The organism is Actinacidiphila rubida (genome assembly GCF_900110255.1).
Classification (GTDB): domain Bacteria; phylum Actinomycetota; class Actinomycetes; order Streptomycetales; family Streptomycetaceae; genus Actinacidiphila; species Actinacidiphila rubida.
The window spans coordinates 130,855-150,211 of sequence record NZ_FODD01000008.1 but is presented as its reverse complement, the minus strand read 5'-3'; the positions used below and the strand labels follow the sequence as shown (position 1 = coordinate 150,211).

Here is a 19,357-nt window from a genome sequence, read left to right as displayed (position 1 = left end):
GGCGTGGATCAGCTCGCCCTCTTCTTCCTGCTCATGCTCGCGGCCATCATCATGGTGCCGGTCGGCGACCGGATCGGTCTGCCGTCCCCGGTCCTGATGACGCTGTGCGGCGGAGTGCTGGCGCTGATCCCGCAGGTCCCCAACGTCCGCATCAACCCCGGCCTGATCCTGCCGCTGCTGCTGCCCCCGCTGCTGTACGCGGCCGCCCAGCGCACTTCCTGGCGCCAGTTCGCCGCGAACCGGCGGGCCATCTTCCTGCTCGCCGTGGCCCTCGTGTTCGTCACCATGGCCGCGGTCGCGGCCGTCGCCGACGCCGTGGTGCCCGGCATCACCCTCGCCGCCGCGTTCGCCCTCGGCGCCCTCGTCGCCCCTCCCGACCCGGTGGCGGCGACCGCGGTCGCCGGCTCCCTGGGCCTGCCGCGCCGCATGATCTCCATCCTGGAGGGCGAGGGGCTGTTCAACGACGTCACCGCGATCGTGCTGTACCACGTCGCGGTCGCGGCGGCGGTCTCCGGCGAGTTCTCACTCGGGCACGCGGCGCTGGAGCTGCTGCTGTCCGCGGTGGTCGCGGTGGCCGTCGGCGGGGTGCTCGGCTGGGGCGCCAACAAGCTGATGAGCATCGTCGGCGACGCGACCCTGCAGATCGGCCTGTCGCTGCTCGTGCCGTTCGCCTCCTACGCGCTCGCCGAGGAGTTCCACGGGTCCGGGGTGCTCGCGGTGCTCACCACCGCGCTGTACCTCGCGGAACACGCCTTCGAGGCCGACGACGTGACGGCCCGGCTGGCCGGCAACACCTTCTGGGAGATCATCGACACCCTGGTCACCGGGATCGCCTTCGGCCTGATCGGCCTCGAACTCCACGAGGTGTTCAGCGTCGGCCGGGGCAACTGGGGGCCGATGCTGCGGCACGCGTCCCTGATCGTCGCGGTCGTGGTGGGCGTGCGGCTGCTCTGGCTGCTGCCCGCCGCGTGGATCGCGAAGCGGCTGCACAAGGTCCGGGACATGGACGAGGACATCCCGCTGAGCTGGCGGGAGACGGTGATCATGTGGTGGGCCGGGATGCGCGGGGTGGCGTCGGTGGCCCTCGCCCTGGCCATCCCGCTGCGCACCGACCACCACGGGCCGTTCCCGGCCCGCCCGGAGCTGCTGTTCATCGCCTTCGCGGTGGTCCTCGCGACGCTCGTGGTGCAGGGCCTGACGCTGCCCTGGCTGGTCCGGCGGCTCGACGTGGGCGCCGACACCAAGCTGGAGCACGACCTGGAGCGGCAGCTCGCCCTGCGGGCGATGAAGGCGGCCAGGACCCGGCTGAAGGAGATCGAGGTCGCCGAGACGCTCGACGAGGACCTCGCGGAGATGCTGCACCACCGCGCGGTCGACCTCGGCGCCCGCATCTCGCCGGACATCCTCGACGACGAGCGCCGCGAGAGCCACGGGCGCCGCCTCAAGCGGCTGAGGGAACTGCGCCGGATCCAGGAGGACATGCTGTCCGCGGCCCGCCACGAGATCCTGGCGGCGCGCAGCGAGCCGGGCGCCGACCCGGAGATCGTCGACCGGGTGCTGCGCTCGCTCGACCTGCGCTCGATGCGCGGCTGACGGCCGGTCCGCACGCCCCGGACCGTCGCCCGGGCCCTCCGTCCCCGTTCCCCCGGCTCTGCCGCCGGAGCCCCGCCGGAGCGCCGTGAGCGGGCCGCGGGGGACCCTCAGCGGGCTCCCGGCCCCGGCCCGAGGTCCTTGGCCTCCGGCATCGGCGCCGCGTCCCTGGAGACGCCCTCGTGCCTGATGCCGGGCGCCGGCGCGGTGCTGATCCGCGGCAGCGCGTAGGGGTGGTCGCAGCGGATCCAGTCCACCAGCTGCTCGCGCACGATGCAGCGCAGGGTGAAGATGTCGCCGGCGTCCTTCGCGGTGAGCAGCGCCCGCACCTGGATCGTCGTCGGCGTGGAGTCGATGACCACCAGCCCCCACGCCCTGCGGTCCCACTCCGGGGACTGCTCGAGGATCTCCAGCAGCCGTTTGCGCATCAGGTCCACCGGCGCGGAGTGGTCCAGGTGCAGGAAGACGGTGCCGGTCATCCGCGGGTCGCCGCGCGACCAGTTCTCGAACGGCTTGCTGGTGAAGTACGACACCGGCATGGTGATCCGCCGCTCGTCCCAGGTGCGGACGCTCAGGAACGTCAGCGTGATCTCCTCGACCTCGCCCCACTCGCCGTCCACCACCACGGTGTCGCCGATGCGCACCATGTCGCCGAAGGCGATCTGCAGCCCGGCGAACAGATTGCTCAGCGTCGACTGCGCGGCCACCCCGGCGACGATGCCGATGATGCCGGCCGACGCCAGCACGGACGCGCCGAGCGTGCGCATCTCCGGGAACGTGAAGAGCATCGAGGCGACCGCGATCACCCCGACGACCGCGGTGAACACCCGCTGGATCAGCGTCACCTGGGTGCGCAGCCGGCGTATCTTCGGCACGCTCCTGGCCGTCGCCGCATAACGCGCGTAACTGGAGTCGATGACCGCGGCGGCCACCCGGACCACCAGCCAGGCCGAGGCGGCGATGAGCGCCAGCGTCAGCACCTGGCCCACGGCCTCCGGATGCCCGTGGGCGACGTGCGCGGTCGGGAACGCGCCGCGCAGGATCGCGGTGCACAGCACCACCTGCAGCGGCAGCCGGCAGCGCCGCAGCAGGTCCCACAGCGGTGTCTCCGGGTGCCGGGCGTCCACCGACCGCAGCGCCCGGTCGACCGTCCATCCGACCGCCAGCGTCAGCAGCAGCGTCGAACCCAGGACGGCCACCGGCCGCAGCACGTTCTCCATGCCGTCCCTCCCTCGCCTTCCCTCATGTCTCCGCGCGGAGAATGTCCGCGTCACCTGGCACGATGGTCGCGTACCCGAGCCCAGAGAGGGCAGCCCTGTGACGATCGTCCTGTTCCACTCCATGTACGGGCTGCGGCCCGCCGTGCTCGCCGCCGCCGACCGGCTGCGTGCCGCCGGCCACGACGTGCACACCCCCGACCTGTTCGACGGCCGCACCGCCGACGACGCGGAGGAGGGCATGCGGATCAAGGACGAGATCGGCCGCGACGAACTGCTGCGCCGCGCCGTCACGGCCGCGGCGCCCTACTCCTCGCGGGGCCTGGTGTACGCCGGGTTCTCGCTCGGCGGCTCCATCGCGCAGAACCTGGCCCTCGGCGACGAGCGGGCCCGCGGGCTGCTGCTCCTGCACGGCACCTCGGACATCGCCGACGACGCGGCCACCGACGTCGCGGTCCAGCTGCACGTCGCCGACCCCGACCCGTTCGAGCCCGACGACTGGCTGAACGCCTGGTACCTGCGGATGCGCAGGGCCGGCGCCGATGTCGAGGTGCACCGGTACCGCGGCGCGGGCCACCTCTACACCGACCCCGACCTGCCCGACTACGACGCCGAGGCCGCGGAGCGGACCTGGGCGATCGCGCTGGACTTCCTCGCCGACCTCAGCGACTCGACCGACCTCGGTGACGGCCGTGGCGGCGCCGACGATCCCGCCGACGCCGCCGATCGGTAGCCGCGTTCGTTCCGGTGCCGGGCACAGGGCCCGGCACCGGAAGGAGGCCCGCGGCACGGCCGCTACTTGGTGAGGCCCGCCTCGATCGACGCCATCACCTGCGTCGCCGGCAGACCGGCGACCTGGATGTCCTTGTTGTTGAGCTTCACGGTCGGCGTGGAGTTGACGCCGCTGTCGTCGAACGACTTGCTCATCGTCAGGGCCCACTTGTCGAAGGTGCCCTTCTTCACCGCGTCGGAGAACTTGGCGTTCCCCTTCAGCGCGGGGATCTTCTGGGCCTCCGCGATGAGGTGGTCGGCGTTGTTGAAGTCGTCCTTCTTCTCGTCCGGGTGGACGGCCTTGGAGTACAGCAGCGTGTGGTACTGCTCGAAGGCGTCCACCGAGACGTTCAGGGCCGCGCCGAGCGCGCTCAGCGCCTTCTTCGAACCCGAGCCGCCCTGGCCGGCGTCGAGGAACGTGCCGAAGGTGTACTGGATCCTGTACTTGCCGTCCTTGGCGCCCTGCAGCACCTGGTCGCCGGCCGTCTGCTCGTAGGCAGCGCAGATCGGGCAGCGCATGTCCTCGAACTCGTGCAGCGTGTTCTTGTTGTTCTTGTCGCCGATGATCAGCGTGGTGCCGTCGGTGCCGTCCGTGTTGGCCGGCTTCACCAGGGTGTCCTTGGCGGCCGCGTCCCAGTAGCCGGGCTTGTTGGCGTTGTTGACGATGACGGCGACGGCTGCGGCGATGCCCAGCACGACGACGATGCCGGTGGCCACGAAGACCTGGCGGCGTATCTTCGCGCGCTTGGCCTCCTTCTCGCGCTGGATCCGCAGCCGCTCGCGGGCGGCTTCCTTGCTGGCCTTGCTGTTCCTGCTGCTCATGATGGGTTCTCCGGGGTACGCGTGGTGGTGTGGGGGAGTGCTCGGTGCGGTCAGGCGGCGACCGGCGCGGGCGGACCACGGCGTACGACGGCGTGCAGCAGGTTCCGGGCGCCGGGGGCTCCGGCGTGCGGCAGGGCGGTGGCCGGGCGGACCCGGCGGGCCGGCAGGGCGGCGGCGCGCACGGCGGCCGCGGCGAACAGCAGCGGCCGGAACGCGGCGGCGGTCGCGGCCCGCAGCAGACGCTGCAGGGCCGCCTCACCGCGGCGCAGCCACCAGGCGGCCAGCAGGCCGACCGACACGTGCAGGGCCAGCAGCAGCCACGGCAGGGTCGCCGAGGGCATCGGCACCTGCGCGGCGGAGGCGGTGGGCACGCCGGGCAGCCGGGCGCCGGCCGGGGCGCCGTGGCAGATCACGGCCTCGTGGAAGGAGCGCCAGGAGCCGGTCACGGGCCCGCCGGAGGCGCCGTAGCAGAGGCGCTGGCCGGAGGTGAACCAGGTGTCCATGGCCAGTTCCAGCGGCACCATCAGGGCGGCGATCAGGCGGAAGCCGCACTCGCGCCGGCCGGCGACCAGGTAGGCCACGGCGAAGACGGCGGCGAACGCGGTCGCGACCACCGCCGGCGGCAGCGGCTCGTGGGACATCAGCACATGGGAGGTGGAGGAGAGCGTGACGCACAGCGCGGCGAAGAGGGCAGCACGAAGCGCGCCCAGCCGCGGTCGTATCTCCTCCATGGCGACAGAGTGTGCCATGGCGAGGCGTAGGAGTGGCCTAAAGGTGGGGTAACCCCCGGAGAACGGCTTCCCCCCTGATCGGGCCACGGCTGTCAGAGGCGGGTCGTAGAGTTGCGATCGCCTCGTCATCCGCCCTCTCCTGCCGGAGGTGTCGCTCCCCGTGACCGACCAGCCCTTCACTCACCTGCACGTCCACACCCAGTACTCGCTGCTGGACGGCGCGGCGAGACTGAAGGACATGTTCAAGGCGTGCAACGAGATGGGCATGTCCCATGTCGCCATCACCGACCACGGCAACCTGCACGGCGCCTACGACTTCTTCCACCAGGCGCAGGCGGCCGGCGTGACCCCGGTGATGGGCATCGAGGCGTACCTGGCGCCCGAGTCGCGGCGCTACACCAAGCCCGTCAAGTGGGGTGCCCCGCACCAGAAGAACGACGACATCTCCGGTGCCGGCGCCTACACCCACATGACGATCTGGGCCAGGAACAAGACGGGGCTGCACAACCTCTTCCGCGCCCAGTCCCGCGCCTCCTTCGAGGGCTTCTTCCGCAAGCCCCGGATGGACCGCGAGCTGCTGAGCGAGTACGCGGAGGGACTGATGGGCACCACCGGCTGCCCGTCCGGCGAGGTCTCCACCCGCATCCGGCTGGGGCAGATGGACGAGGCGCTCAAGGCCGCGTCCGAGTACCAGGACATCTTCGGCAAGGAGAACTTCTTCGTCGAGATCATGGACCACGGCATCGACATCGACCGCCGGGCCCGTGACGGGCTGATGGAGATCAGCAGGAAGCTCAAGGCGCCGTTCGTCGTCACCAACGACTCGCACTACACGTACGCGCACGAGTCGTCCGCGCACGACACCCTGCTGTGCATCCAGACCGGTTCCAACATGTCCGACCCGGACCGGTTCAAGTTCGACGGATCCGGCTACTACCTCAAGTCCGCGGCCGAGATGTACGCGATCGACTCCTCCGACGCGTGGCAGGAGGGCTGCCGCAACAGCCAGCTGCTGATCGCCGACCGGGTCGACACCGAGGGCATGTTCCAGTTCAAGAACCTGATGCCGCGGTTCGACGTGCCCGAGGGCTACGACGAGGTGTCCTGGTTCCGGGAGGAGGTCGCCCGCGGCATGGCCCGGCGCTTCCCCGGCGGCGTCCCGCAGGACCGCCAGGAACTCGCCGAGTACGAGATGAAGACCATCATCGAGATGGGCTTCCCCGGCTACTTCCTCGTCGTCGCCGACTTCATCATGTGGGCGAAGAACAACGGCATCGCGGTCGGCCCGGGCCGCGGCTCGGCGGCCGGCTCGATCGTCGCCTACGCGATGGGCATCACCGACCTCGACCCGGTGCCGCACGGCCTGATCTTCGAGCGGTTCCTCAACCCCGAGCGCATCTCCATGCCCGACGTCGACATCGACTTCGACGAGCGCAGGCGCGGCGAGGTGATCCGCTACGTGACCGAGAAGTACGGCTCCGACAAGGTCGCGCAGATCGCCACCTACGGCACCATCAAGGCCAAGGCCGCGATCAAGGACTCGGCCCGCGTGCTCGGCTACCCCTTCTCCATGGGCGACCGGGTCACCAAGGCGATGCCCGCCGACGTGCTCGGCAAGGGCATCCCGCTGTCCGGCATCACGGACAAGGACCACCCGCGCTACAGCGAGGCCGCCGAGGTCCGCGGCATGTACGAGAACGAGCCGGACGTCACCAAGGTGATCGACTCGGCGAAGGGCATCGAGGGCCTGGTCCGGCAGATGGGCGTGCACGCGGCCGGCGTGATCATGTCGTCCGAGTCGCTCATCGACCACGTGCCGATCTTCTCGCCGAAGAACGACGGCGCGGTCGTCACGCAGTGGGACTACCCGAGCTGCGAGTCGCTCGGCCTGCTGAAGATGGACTTCCTGGGCCTGCGCAACCTGACGATCATGGACGACGCGGTCAAGTCGATCAAGGCCAACAAGGGCATCGACATCGACCTGCTCGCCCTGCCGCTGGACGACCCCGCCACCTACGCGCTGCTCAGCCGCGGCGACACCCTGGGCGTCTTCCAGTTCGACGGCGGCCCGATGCGTTCGCTGCTGCGCATGATGAAGCCCGACAACTTCGAGGACATCTCCGCCGTCTCGGCCCTGTACCGGCCCGGCCCGATGGGCATGAACTCGCACATCAACTACGCGCTGCGCAAGAACAAGCAGCAGGACATCACCCCGATCCACCCTGAGCTGGAGGCACCGCTCAAGGAGGTTCTGGACATCACCTACGGCCTCATCGTGTACCAGGAGCAGGTGCAGAAGGCCGCCCAGGTGCTCGCCGGCTACTCGCTCGGCCAGGCCGACCTGCTGCGCCGCGCGATGGGCAAGAAGAAGAAGGAGGTCCTCGACAAGGAGTTCATCCCCTTCCAGGCGGGCATGCGGGAGCGGGGCTACTCCGACCAGGCCATCCAGTCGGTGTGGGACGTGCTGGTCCCGTTCGCCGGCTACGCCTTCAACAAGGCGCACTCCGCGGCCTACGGCCTGGTGTCGTACTGGACCGCGTACCTGAAGGCGAACTACCCGGCCGAGTACATGGCCGGACTGCTCACCTCGGTGAAGGACGACAAGGACAAGATGGCGCTCTATCTCAACGAGTGCCGCAGGATGGGCATCAAGGTGCTGCCCCCCGACGTCAACGAGTCCAACGCCAACTTCACGCCGAGCGGCGACGACACGATCGTCTTCGGCCTCACCGCGGTGCGCAACGTCGGCTCCAACGTGGTGGAGTCCGTCGTCAAGTGCCGCAAGTCCAAGGGCCGTTACGCCTCGTTCCCGGACTTCCTCGACAAGGTCGAGGTGGTGGTCTGCAACAAGCGCACCGTCGAGTCGCTGATCAAGGCCGGTGCGTTCGACGAGCTCAAGCACACCCGGCGTGGTCTGACCGAGCACTTCGAGTCGATGATCGACAACGTGGTGCAGGTCAAGCGCAAGGAGGCCGAGGGCCAGTTCGACCTGTTCGGCGGGATGGGCGGCGACGAGGGCGACGACGGCCCGGCGTTCGGCATGGACGTGGTCTTCTCCGACATCGAGTGGGACAAGACGTACCTGCTCGCCCAGGAGCGCGAGATGCTCGGGCTCTACGTGTCCGACCACCCGCTGTTCGGCATCGAGCACATCCTCAACGACAAGACGGACGCGGCGATCGCGGCCCTGGCCGGCGACTACTCCGACGGCGCGATCGTCACCATCGGCGGCATCATCTCGGGCCTGCAGCGCAAGATGACCAAGCAGGGCAACGCCTGGGCGATCGCCACCGTCGAGGACCTGGCGGGCTCGGTGGACTGCATGTTCTTCCCCGCGACCTACCAGCTGGTGTCCACCCAACTCGTCGAGGACGCCGTGGTGTTCGTCAAGGGCCGGCTCGACAAGCGGGAGGACGTGCCGCGGCTGGTCGCGATGGAACTGATGGTGCCGGACCTGTCCGACGTGGGCACCAACGCCCCTGTGGTGCTGTCCATCCCGACGGTCAAGGTCACGCCGCCGCTGGTGGCCAGGCTCGGCGAGGTGCTGGACAGCCACCGGGGCAACACCGAGGTGCGCGTGCGGCTCCAGGGCGCCAGGTCCACCACCGTGCTGCGGCTCGACCGGCACCGGGTCACCGCGGACCCCTCGTTGTTCGGGGACCTCAAGGCCCTGCTGGGGCCGGCCTGTCTGGGCGCCGGGCAGCAGGCGGGCTGACCGCCCCCGGGCGCCTCGGGCGCCCGTTGCGCACGGGACGGAAAACGAGCGCGGGGGCGCCCCCCGATGGGGCACCCCCGCGTGCGTGAGAAGTGCGGGTGCGGCGCGATCAGTTGTGGCCGAACCTCTTCTGCTGCTTGCGCGCGACCGGGGTCGCGGCCGGCATGCCGTGCTCCTCGCCACCCACCGCGGTCTTCACGGGCTCCTGGGCCTCCGTGGCCGGGTCGGACCGGTGGTCGTGCTGCTCGCGCTGGCGGTTCTGGTTGTTCTTGTTCTTAGCCACGATCGTGCCTTCCTAGTGTGGGGATTGTTGGCCGATGGGCCGCCATCAGATTTGCACGTGAGTACAAAGCGCGCATTTCGGGCAGTTGACCGGTGAGAGCCCTGTGTAACCGTGACCGCCGCCACGCCGAAGATCCGTTTCGCGGTCATAACCACCGGGAATTCGGGCAGACTCGGGGGAAATCACAGGCAGAGCCCTGGACGAACTCACCGGGGGGCGACCGGAAGAGGTGCGACATGGATCGCTGCGTCGTCCTGGTGGACGCCGGATACCTGCTGGGCGCAGCGGCCAGCTTGCTGGCCGGCGAGCCCTCCCGGTCCCGGATTCTGGTGGATCATGCCGCCGTGGTCGCTGGCCTGCGTGAACGCGCCGAAAGGGAGACCGGCCGCCCGCTGCTGCGGATCTACTGGTTCGACGGAGCGCCCGACCGGGTTCCGCAACCCGAGCACCGCAGGCTGCGCGTGATGCCCAGAGTCACCGTGCGTCTCGGCGCCCTCACCCGGACGGACGGCCGTTGGGCGCAGAAGGGCGTCGACGCCGCCATGCACGCCGAACTGTCCGAGCTGGCCCGCAACCGCGCTTGCTCCGACGTCGTCCTGGTCACCGGCGACGGCGACCTGCTGCCCGGCATGATGTCCGCCAAGGAGCACGGCGTCGCCGTCCACCTGTGGGCCGTGCAGGCCGCCGACGGCGACTACAACCAGTCCGAGGACCTCGTCGCCGAGGCCGACGAGCGCCGCGTGCTCGACCGCGCGTGGATCACCGCCGCGATCCGCGCCCGCGACATCTCGGGCGTGTGCGCGCCGGCCGGCCCGGCGCCCGAGTTCGGCCCCGAGTTCGGCCCCGAGATCGCCGCGATCCTGGCCGCCCCGCTGCCGGAGTCCGCGCCCCCCGCCGGATCCGTCCCGGCCCCGCCGGAACCCCCGCACCCGGCCAGGAACGGTTCCGGCCCGGCCCCCGGCCCCCCGCCGCACCACAAGGGCGTCCCCACCCCCAAGGACCTCGCCGACCTCGGCCGCCCGCACCCGGCGCCGCACCACCACCCGGTGGCGGCCGCGACCCTGCGCTGGTCCTCCGAGAAAGGCTGGACCGACCGGGGCCACGAGCAGGACAGCAGCGGGCTGCCCACGCTCGCCCAGCTCACCAGCGCCGAGCAGCGCTGGGCCGACCGGGAGGACGACATCACCGCGGTCAGCGGCGACCCCTTCGAGGTCGGCCAGGTCTTCGCCCGCCGCTGGATCGCCCGGGTGGCCGATCCCACCCACCGCCAGCAGCTGTCCGGCCACTACCCGCGGGTCCCGCACCGCATCGACGGGGAGCTGCTGCGCTACGCAGCCCGGTTCGGGCTGCTGGCCCACAAGGACGACCAGATCGACGAACAGGACCGCTACGCGATCAGGGCCGGCTTCTGGCGGGAGTTCGGCATCCGCGGCCCGGCCGCCCCCGCGCCCCCGGACTGAGCCCGCCCGGCGGGCCGCGCCGGGCCCCCGTTGGCCCGCGCGGCGGGCGTTACGCGTACTCTCGATGTTCGTGAGTACGGGCACGGAGGAGACGGCCGCCCCCACGGCGGCCACCGCCCGCGATGCGGTGTGCACCGTGCGCGGTCTCGTCAGGACGTATGCGGTGTCGCGGGCACGCCGCGCGTCCCGCCGCCCGTCCCTGCGCGGCACCCGCGGCACGGTCGAGGCGGGCCTGGCCGCCACGCCGATCCGCGCCAACGACGGCATCGACCTCGACGTCCGCCGCGGCGAGCTGTTCGGCCTCCTCGGCCCCAACGGCGCCGGCAAGACCACCCTGGTCCGCCAGCTCACCGGCCTGCTGCGCCCCGACGCCGGCAGCATCCACCTCCTCGGCCACGACCTGGTCCGGCACCCCGACCGCGCGGCCCGGCTGATCGCCTACCTCGGGCAGGAGTCCACCGCGCTGGACGAGCTGACCGTCGCGCTCGCCGTGGAGACCACCGCGCGGCTGCGCGGCCTGGACGCCGCCGCCGCCCGGACCGCCCGCGACGCCGTCCTGGACGAGCTGGACCTCGGCGCGCTGTCCGGTCGGCCGCTCAAGCGGCTCTCCGGCGGCCAGCGCCGCCTCGCCTGCTTCGCCACCGCCCTGGTCGGCGAGCGCCCGGTCCTGGTCCTGGACGAGCCCACCACCGGCATGGACCCCGTCGCCCGGCGTGCCGTGTGGACCGCGGTGGACCGGCGCAGGACCGCCCACGGCACGACCGTGCTGCTGGTCACCCACAACGTCATCGAGGCCGAGACCGTGCTGGACCGTGTCGCCGTGCTCGACCAGGGCCGGGTCATCGCCTGCGACACCCCCGCCGCGCTGCGCGCCCTCGTCGCCGACGAGGTGCGGCTGGACCTGGTCTGGCGGCAGGACGCGCCGCTGGGCGTGCCCGCCGTCGCCGCGCTGCGGCCTCTCGCCGAGGTCTCCGGGCGCCGCTGGACCCTGCGGCTGCCCCAGGACCGCGCGAGGGCCGCCGTGGCCGACGTCACCGGCGGGCCGGCGTTCGCCGCCCTCGACGACTTCACCCTGGCCGTGCCGAGCCTGGAGGACGTCTACCTCGCGCTCGGCGGGCGCGGCACCGGGCTGGTGAAGGCATGACCGTCGTCGCCGCCGGCCCCGAGCAGGCCGGACCCGGGCAGGCGCCCGCGCCCGCGCCGCTCGCGCCCCGCGCCCGGCTGTGGCCGTCGCTGGCCGCCGTCTACCGCGCGCAGCTGTCCCGGGCCCGTGTGGCCCGCATCCCCCTGCTGTTCGTGGCCACGTTCCAGTCCATCGGGATCATGATCATGATGCGCGGCGTGGTCCACGCGGGTGACGGCGAGGCGGCGCGCTCCGTCGTCGCCGGCTCCAGCGTCCTCGTCGTCGCGTTCGTCGCCCTCAACCTGCTCGCCCAGTACTTCGGGCAGCTGCGGGCCTCCGGCGGCCTCGACCACTACGCGACGCTGCCGGTGCCGCCCGCCTCGGTGGTGCTGGGCACCGCCGCCGCGTACGCGTCCTTCACCGTGCCCGGCACGCTGGTCACCGCGGCCACCGGGTGCGCGCTCTTCCACCTGACGCCCGCCGGGCTGTGGGTGCTGATCCTGGTGATCCCGCTGGCCGGCGCCGCGCTGTCCGGGCTGGGCGCCGCGCTGGGGCTGCTCGCGCCCCGGCAGGAGATCGCCACACTGCTCGGCCAGCTCGGCATGTCCGCGGCCCTCCTGCTCGGCGTGCTGCCCGCCTCGCACATGCCCGAGCCGATCCGCTGGGCCCGGGACGTGCTGCCGTCCACCTACGGCGTCGAGGCCTTCGCCCGCACCCTGGGCGGGCCGGGCGCCACCCACTGGGCCGCGGTGGCCGCCGACCTGTGCGTGTGCGGGGCCGTGGGCGTCCTCTCGCTGGCGCTCGCCACCCGCGCCTACCGCAGAGCCGCCTGCCGGTGATTCGCCCGATAGCGCGATTGACAGACAGACCTGGCACGATGGGCAGGTGACCGCACCCCTGACGCCGCATGACCAGCCCCAGTTCCCGCCGTACCCCGCCGACGGGGGCGGAACGGGCGGTACCAAGGGCGACAAGGAGCCGCTGCGGGCGGAGATCGCCAGGGGAGCGCTGATCGCCCTGCTCGTCGCCGTGTGCGGCGTGGCCCTCGGGCTGCTCTGGCTGTGGCTGGCGCCGCGCATCCCCATGGTGTCCGACGGTCAGGCCGTCTACCTCAAGGACACCGAGGGCGAGGAGGCGATCGGCGCCGACGGGACGTTCGCGCTGATCGCGGCGGGGCTGGGCGCGGTGACGGCGGCACTGGTCTTCTGGCGCTGGCGCCGCGGCGGGGTGTCCGTCGTGGCCGGCCTGGCCGTCGGCGGGCTGCTCGCGTCCGTGATCGGCTGGCGGATCGGGGTGTGGCTCGGGCCGCCGACCGACATCGTCGCCCACGCGAAGGCCGTCGGCCCGAAGAAGGTCTTCGACGGGCCGCTGGAGTTGCGGGCGAAGAGTGCGCTGGTGGCCTGGGCGGCGGCGGGAATGCTGGTCCATCTCTGCCTGACCTCCGCGTTCGGCCCGCGCGATCCCGAGCCGACGCCCGCGCCCCCGCACTGGGCTCCGCCCCCGCCACCCCCCACCTCCTGACGAGGGGTACTCGCGACCAGCCACGACGACGCCGCGGATCGTCACGGCCCCGGCGGGGCTGTTCGGCCCGCTCCGGCCCACGGACCGGTGGGAAGTCCGCGCCCCAGGCGCACCCGGCTGCCCGCGTAGGGCGAGCCCCTGCACTGGGGTGCCCCACAGGGGCGCGGGGAACTGCGCGACAAGCCACGCGGACGCCGCGGATCGTCACGGCCCCGAGGGGGCTGCTCGCTCCGCTCCGGCCCACGGACCGGTAGGAAGTCCGCGCCGCAGGCGCACCCGGCTGCCCGCGCAGGGCGAGCCTCCTCGCCGGGGAAGGGCGCCACGGCGCGCCCCGCCGAGGAGGGGAACCCGCGCGCCGCGCCGAGGAGGGGAACCCGCGCACCCCGCCGCCCGCGCAGGGCGACCGTCTGGGCGGGGGAGGTGGAACGGGGACCCGCCGGGAGGGCTTACGCGCGGGAGATGGGGGAGGACGTCGCGGAGGTGAGGGCCGTGAGGACGGCGGGCGCGAGCTCGACCTCCAGGCCGCGCCGGCCCGCGGAGACGAACACCGTGGCGAACGCGGCAGCGGACACGTCGACGACGGTCGGCAGCGGCCGCCGCTGGCCCAGCGGCGAGATCCCGCCCCGGACGTAACCGGTGGAGCGCTCGGCCGCCGCCGGATCCGCCATGGCCGCCCGCTTGCCCCCGACCGCGGCGGCGAGCGCCTTCAGGTCCAGGCTCGTGGACACCGGCACGACGGCGACGGTCAGGGCTCCGTCCACCTCGGCGACCAGCGTCTTGAACACCCGGTCGGGCGACGTGCCCATCGCCGCGGCCGCCTCCAGGCCGTACGACAGCTCCGAGCCGGGGTCGTGCTCGTAGGCGTGGAGGGTGAAGGCCGCCCCGGCCTTCTCCAGCGCGACGGTGGCCGGCGTCCCCCCGCCGGACCGCGACTTCTTCGCCATGCTCGCGGCGCCCCGTCCTTCAGTTCGCGCAGATCGGCTGCTGGGTGAGGTCCACCGCCGGCAGCGACGGCAGCTTGTCCATGATCGAGGTCTCGCGCCGCAGCAGCCGCAGCTCCGCGGTGAGCCGGGCCGCCGCGTCCGTCGCCTCCAGCAGCTGCTGCTTCTGGTCGGTGCCGGCGATCACCGCGGCCGCCACGAGGTACGACAGCACCGTCGGGTCGTCGGGGAACTCCTGGCCGGACAGCGACCGCTCCCGCGCCCCGGCCAGCCGCTTCTGGTAGGCGGTGAAGGTCCGCACGACCTCGGTCACCAGCGCGCCCGCGCCCTGGCCCGCCTCGTCCGGCACGTCCTCGACCTCGGCCGTCAGATAGGGCCCCGACGCGTCGACCGACACCAGCCGGAACCGCTGGATGCCGGTCGCCACCAGCTCGTAGCCGCCACCGTCCCGCTCGGCGATGCCGGCCGCGTCCGCGACGCAGCCGTAGCCGTAGAGGGCCTCCATCGGATCGTCGCCGAGGCCGGCGAGCGGGCCGGCGTCCAGGCCGTCCTGGCCGGTCGGCGAGATCTCCTGGCCGCGCTTGATGGCCACCACGCCGAACCGGCGCGGGGCGTCCTCCGGCAGCGCCGTCAGATCACCGACGAGGGCGCGGTACCGCTCCTCGAAGACGTTCAGCGGCAGCACCAGGCCGGGGAAGAGCGCCGAGCTGAGCGGGAAGAGCGGAAGGCGATCGGTCACAGTGAGCCAGGGTACGGGCAGCGTGCCCCCGTTCGTCACCCGCTGTGCGCACTGCGCCCCAGGTCGGTCCGGACGAGGGGGCCCGTACGCGCCGGACGGCCGGTGACGCTCCGCACCCCCCGCCGCATCCGGCTCGCGGCGTCACCCCCGCCGCAGCAGGCGCGAGGCGCCCGCCGCGACCGTGGTCGCCAGCATCCATCCGAGCAGGGTCAGTGCCGACGCCACCCACTGGCTCACGCCCACCTCGCGCCACGCGTTGTCCTGCCCGAGGTCGATGACCGGCAGCAGCAGGTCGAGCGCGTACAGGGCCGGGCTCCAGTGCGGGACGTAGCCGCTGTCGGCCGGCGCCGGCTGGCGGTGCGCGGCGAAGTACACCGCGCCGACCGCCCACAGCACCGCCATCCACACGGCCGCCCGGCCCGGCCGGTAGCCGTACCCGACGGTGACGTCCTGCAGCCAGCCCCAGGCCCGTCCGGCCACCGTCAGCGACTCGCGGCGCCGCCGCTGCCGCGCCAGCTGCACCTCGCGGGCCTCCGCGTCCTCGCCGCTGGCCCGCAGGGCGGCGGCCAGCCGCTCGTACGGCTCCGGCTTGAACTCCGGGGTGGCCGCGTGCAGCCACGCGATCCTGGCGCGCAGCGGGAAGTCCTCCGGCGGGGTGAGGCTGTCGTACTGGAAGCCGCGCAGCGACAGCAGGCCCGCATCCGGCCAGCTGTCCGGCGTGTCGGCGAGCTTGCCGACCCGCGCGCCGGCCAGCGACACCAGGCCGCCGGTCGGCGGGCGGCCCGGGGTGAACCGCAGCTCGGGGGTCTGGATGCGGCGCAGCGAGAGCTGCTGCTCGCCCTCCAGGGTGAAGCGGGCGCGGGCGATGACCACCGCGTTGCCGAACCGCCCGTCGTCCAGCCGCAGCCCGCCCTCGCACACGAAGTCCCGGGTGCGGGCGCCGGTCGGCGGCGGGGTGTCGCCGGCGACGCCGGCCGGCGTGTCCCAGCCGGCGCTGAGATACAGGGTGTGCTCGACCTGCACCCGGGCCGCGTTGAGGGCGTAGCGGTCGTAGGGGTTGCGCAGCAGGGCGCCGCGCAGGCTCAGCCGGCCGCCGATCCTGGCGCTGCGCAGGCTGAACTCGCCGATGACGTCGACGAGTTCGGCATCGACGTCCTGGCCCACCACCAGCCCGTCGGCGGCGATGGCCCGGCTGTGCCGGTCGCGGCGCACCGTCATCTGGTTGAGGAGTAAGTCGGTGCCGATCTGCGCGTCCGTCATCCGGATCCCGCCGGGGACGTAGCACTGCGGGAGGTGGAGGTCGCCGCTGACCTGGAGGCGGGCCGCCTCCAGGCGGGGTATCACGCAGCGCACCAGCCGCATGCTCCCGGCCCGGCACTCCTGCAGCATCAGCTGGTCGTCGAAGCGGCAGTCGTCCATCTGCACGTAGGGGGTGATGGTGCCGCCGGACAGCATCAGCCGGCCGCTGATCCGCACCCCGGACAGCTTCAGCGCCGCGACGCGCCCGGGCAGCGACGCGGGAGGATTCAGCAGCAGCTCCGCGACGGCCTGCGCCCGCACCGTGCGCTCCGGCCCCCACTCCGGGGCCGACGCGGCCTCGGGGTCCAGCGGGCGCGGCACGGTGCGGCGGCCCTGCGGGTGCAGGTCGCACGTCTCACCGGCGCGGAACGCCCGCCACATCCGGATCTCGGGCGCCGTCCAGCCGCCCGGCGGGGCGGCGTCGCCCGGTGCGCCCCGCCCGTCGAGCCCCGTGCCCGCGTCCCGCTCGGTCATCCCGCCCTCCCCGTCGTGCCCGTCGCACGTGTGATCCCCGTCGCCCGGCCGGCCCGGCCGCCCGCGCGCCCACCGGGTGATCGCCGCGCCCACGCTAGCGCGTGGCGGCCACGCGGCGTCCGCGGCACGTATCACGGAGTGGAACCTCGGACCGTCCCGCATGCCCGGGTCTCTACACTTGGCAGCGTGATCTCCCGAATCGATCTGCGCGGTGCCGCCTTCCCGGAGGGCGGGATCGACCGCGACCTGCTGCCTCGTGCCGAGTTCGACGTGGAAGCCGCCCTGGAGACGGTGCGGCCCATCTGCGACGACGTGCGCCATCGCGGCGGCGAGGCGGTGATCGACTACGGGGAGAGGTTCGACGGCGTGCGCGTCGAGCGGCTCCGGGTCGCCGACAAGGCGATCGCCGAGGCGCTCGACGGCCTGGACCCCGACGTCCGGGCCGCCCTGGAGGAGTCGATCCGGCGCGCCCGGATCGTGCACCGCGAGCAGCGGCGCACCGACGTGACGACGCAGGTCGTGCCCGGCGGCACGGTCACCGAGAAGTGGGTGCCGGTCCAGCGCGTCGGGCTGTACGTGCCCGGCGGCCTGGCGGTCTACCCGTCGTCCGTCGTGATGAACGTGGTGCCCGCGCAGGAGGCCGGGGTCGGCGGCGTCGCCGTGGCCTCGCCCCCGCAGAAGGACTTCGGCGGCCTGCCGCACCCCACCGTCCTGGCCGCGTGCGCGCTGCTGGGCGTCGACGAGGTGTACGCCACCGGCGGCGCCCAGGCCGTCGCGATGTTCGCGTACGGCACCGACGAGTGCCGCCCGGTGAACCTCGTGACCGGCCCCGGCAACATCTACGTGGCCGCCGCCAAGCGCCTGCTCAAGGGCCGGATCGGCATCGACGCCGAGGCCGGGCCCACCGAGATCGCGATCCTCGCCGACGCCTCCGCCGACCCCGGCTACGTCGCCGCCGACCTCATCAGCCAGGCCGAGCACGACCCGCTGGCCGCCGCGGTGCTCGTCACCACCTCGCCCGAACTGGCCGACGCCGTCGACGGTGAGCTGGCGACGCGGGTCGCCGCCACCAAGCACCGCGACCGGATCACCGCCGCGCTGTCCGGCCGCCAGTCCGCGACCGTGCTCGTCGACACCCTCGACCAGGGCCTGGACGTGGTCGACGCCTACGCCGCCGAGCACCTGGAGATCCAGACCCGGGACGCCGCCGCGGTCGCCGCCCGGGTGCGCAACGCCGGCGCGATCTTCGTCGGCCCGCACGCGCCCGTCTCCCTCGGCGACTACTGCGCCGGGTCCAACCACGTGCTGCCCACCGGCGGTTGCGCCTGCCACTCCTCGGGCCTGTCCGTGCAGTCCTTCCTGCGCGGCATCCACGTCGTCGACTACTCCCGCGACGCGCTCGCCGAGGTGGCCGGGCACGTGGTCACCCTCGCCAACGCCGAGGACCTGCCCGCCCACGGCGAGGCCGTCACCGCGCGCTTCGGAGGCGCCCTGTGACACGCGTGGACGACCTCCCGCTGCGCGAGGAACTGCGCGGCCAGACCGCCTACGGCGCGCCGCAGCTCGACGTGCCGGTGCGGCTGAACACCAACGAGAACCCGTACCCGCTGCCCGAGCCGCTGGTGGCGCGGATCGCCGAGCGGGTCGCCGAGGCGGCCCGCGGGCTCAACCGCTACCCCGACCGGGACGCGGTCGAGCTGCGCACCGAGCTCGCCGCCTACCTGAGCCGGACCGCGGGCCACGCCGTCGGCACCGGCCAGGTGTGGGCGGCCAACGGCTCCAACGAGATCATCCAGCAGCTCCTGCAGGCCTTCGGCGGCCCCGGCAGGACCGCGATCGGCTTCGAGCCGTCGTACTCCATGCACGCGCTGATCTCCCGCGGCACCGGCACCGGCTGGATCTCCGGGCCGCGCAACCCCGACTTCACCGTCGACGTCGCCGCGGCGGTCCGCGAGATCGCCGAGCGCCGCCCGCACGTGGTCTTCGTGTGCTCGCCCAACAACCCGACCGGCACCGCCGTCGAGGCCGAGACCGTGGTGGCGCTGTACGACGCCGCGCAGGCGGCCCGGCCGAGCCTGGTGGTCGTCGACGAGGCGTACGGCGAGTTCTCGCACCACCCGTCGCTGCTGCCGCTCATCGAGGGCCGGCCGAACCTCGTGGTGACCCGCACCATGTCGAAGGCGTTCGGCGCGGCCGGGCTGCGGCTGGGCTACCTGGCCGCCGACCCCGCGGTGGTCGAGGCCGTGCAGCTCGTTCGGCTGCCCTACCACCTGTCGTCGGTGACGCAGGCGACGGCACTGGCCGCCCTGGAGTACACCGACACGCTGCTCGGCTACGTCGCGCAGCTCAAGCGGGAGCGGGACCGGGTGGTCCAGAGCCTGCGCGCCTGCGGATACGACGTCGTCGACTCCGACGCCAACTTCGTGCAGTTCGGCCGGTTCGCCGACAGCCACGCCGCCTGGCAGGCGATCCTCGACCACGGCGTGCTCGTCCGCGACAACGGCGTGCCCGGCTGGCTGCGGGTCTCCGCGGGGACGCCGGAGGAGAACGACGCGTTCCTCACCGCGGCCGAGAGCGTCCGCAAGGCGTTCGACGCGGCCGGCGCCCTCGCCCACGGCGAGCCCACAGCGACCGGGGCCGCCGAACCGGCGCCGCCCGCACACGACATCCA

General features: G+C 73.0%; 15 protein-coding genes and 1 pseudogene. 9 read left to right on the top strand and 7 right to left on the bottom strand.

Translation table 11 applies throughout. The features are described 5' to 3' along the window. Positions 1-3: 3 nt before the first annotated feature. The gene (locus tag BMW99_RS10410) at positions 4-1,593 is read left to right on the top strand and encodes a Na+/H+ antiporter (RefSeq protein ID WP_075016673.1); all 1,590 of its coding nucleotides are present in this window, start codon (positions 4-6) and stop codon (positions 1,591-1,593) included. A 107-nt stretch (positions 1,594-1,700) separates the two neighbouring features. Here the strand turns inward: BMW99_RS10410 and BMW99_RS10405 are convergent, their stop codons facing one another. After that, positions 1,701-2,810, bottom strand: a complete 1,110-nt coding sequence (locus BMW99_RS10405) for a mechanosensitive ion channel family protein (protein WP_069466001.1) — start codon at positions 2,808-2,810, stop codon at positions 1,701-1,703. Between the two features lie 121 nt (positions 2,811-2,931). Between BMW99_RS10405 and BMW99_RS10400 the strand changes: the two genes are divergently transcribed. Further along, positions 2,932-3,540, top strand: coding sequence for a dienelactone hydrolase family protein (locus tag BMW99_RS10400; RefSeq protein ID WP_069466005.1), 609 nt, complete (start codon positions 2,932-2,934; stop codon positions 3,538-3,540). Positions 3,541-3,602: 62 nt separating this feature from the next. Here BMW99_RS10400 and BMW99_RS10395 read toward each other — a convergent pair whose 3' ends face one another. Both BMW99_RS10395 and BMW99_RS10390 read right to left on the bottom strand, forming a co-directional pair. Next, positions 3,603-4,400, bottom strand: coding sequence for a thioredoxin domain-containing protein (locus BMW99_RS10395; protein WP_069466002.1), 798 nt, complete (start codon positions 4,398-4,400; stop codon positions 3,603-3,605). Between the two features lie 50 nt (positions 4,401-4,450). Beyond that, positions 4,451-5,131, bottom strand: coding sequence for a hypothetical protein (locus tag BMW99_RS10390; RefSeq protein ID WP_069466003.1), 681 nt, complete (start codon positions 5,129-5,131; stop codon positions 4,451-4,453). 160 nt (positions 5,132-5,291) lie between these two features. On the opposite strand from BMW99_RS10390, the gene dnaE reads away from it, so the two are divergent. Further along, a complete protein-coding gene (dnaE, locus tag BMW99_RS10385) occupies positions 5,292-8,846 on the top strand; it encodes a DNA polymerase III subunit alpha (protein ID WP_069466004.1) in 3,555 nt (1,184 codons plus the stop codon). 109 nt (positions 8,847-8,955) lie between these two features. Here the strand turns inward: dnaE and BMW99_RS41255 are convergent, their stop codons facing one another. After that, complete coding sequence (locus tag BMW99_RS41255; RefSeq protein ID WP_176735626.1) at positions 8,956-9,129, bottom strand: hypothetical protein; 174 nt, start codon at positions 9,127-9,129, stop codon at positions 8,956-8,958. Positions 9,130-9,365: 236 nt separating this feature from the next. On the opposite strand from BMW99_RS41255, the gene BMW99_RS10380 reads away from it, so the two are divergent. From BMW99_RS10380 to BMW99_RS10365, 4 genes are all read left to right on the top strand, one after another. Further along, complete coding sequence (locus tag BMW99_RS10380; protein ID WP_075016671.1) at positions 9,366-10,589, top strand: NYN domain-containing protein; 1,224 nt, start codon at positions 9,366-9,368, stop codon at positions 10,587-10,589. A gap of 70 nt (positions 10,590-10,659) precedes the next feature. Continuing rightward, on the top strand, positions 10,660-11,733 hold the full coding sequence (locus tag BMW99_RS10375; protein ID WP_177226069.1) for an ABC transporter ATP-binding protein: 1,074 nt from the start codon (positions 10,660-10,662) through the stop codon (positions 11,731-11,733). Beyond that, positions 11,730-12,551, top strand: coding sequence for an ABC transporter permease (locus BMW99_RS10370; RefSeq protein WP_069467615.1), 822 nt, complete (start codon positions 11,730-11,732; stop codon positions 12,549-12,551). Before BMW99_RS10375 ends, BMW99_RS10370 begins: the two co-directional genes overlap by 4 nt. 46 nt (positions 12,552-12,597) lie before the next feature. Beyond that, positions 12,598-13,233 carry an ABC transporter permease gene (locus tag BMW99_RS10365; protein WP_245791340.1) on the top strand — a complete coding sequence of 212 codons (636 nt, stop codon included), beginning with the start codon at positions 12,598-12,600 and terminating at the stop codon, positions 13,231-13,233. 446 nt (positions 13,234-13,679) lie between these two features. On the opposite strand, the gene ybaK is transcribed toward BMW99_RS10365, so the two are convergent. The 3 genes from ybaK to BMW99_RS10350 form a co-directional block, all read right to left on the bottom strand. Continuing rightward, entirely contained in the window at positions 13,680-14,177 is a 498-nt protein-coding gene (gene ybaK / locus BMW99_RS10360; RefSeq protein WP_069464018.1) for a Cys-tRNA(Pro) deacylase, read from the bottom strand. Between the two features lie 19 nt (positions 14,178-14,196). Further along, positions 14,197-14,913: an LON peptidase substrate-binding domain-containing protein gene (locus BMW99_RS10355; protein ID WP_075016669.1), complete on the bottom strand. Its 717-nt coding sequence runs from the start codon at positions 14,911-14,913 to the stop codon at positions 14,197-14,199. A 141-nt stretch (positions 14,914-15,054) separates the two neighbouring features. Beyond that, positions 15,055-16,686, bottom strand: coding sequence for an oxidoreductase (locus BMW99_RS10350; RefSeq protein ID WP_407640280.1), 1,632 nt, complete (start codon positions 16,684-16,686; stop codon positions 15,055-15,057). Between the two features lie 186 nt (positions 16,687-16,872). On the opposite strand from BMW99_RS10350, the gene hisD reads away from it, so the two are divergent. Together hisD and BMW99_RS10340 are read left to right on the top strand one after the other, a co-directional pair. Continuing rightward, positions 16,873-18,183, top strand: a complete 1,311-nt coding sequence (gene hisD / locus BMW99_RS10345) for a histidinol dehydrogenase (RefSeq protein ID WP_075016668.1) — start codon at positions 16,873-16,875, stop codon at positions 18,181-18,183. Further along, positions 18,180-19,283, top strand: a pseudogene (locus BMW99_RS10340) (histidinol-phosphate transaminase); the annotation flags it as partial. The gene hisD and the pseudogene BMW99_RS10340, both read left to right, overlap by 4 nt. Positions 19,284-19,357: the final 74 nt, after the last annotated feature.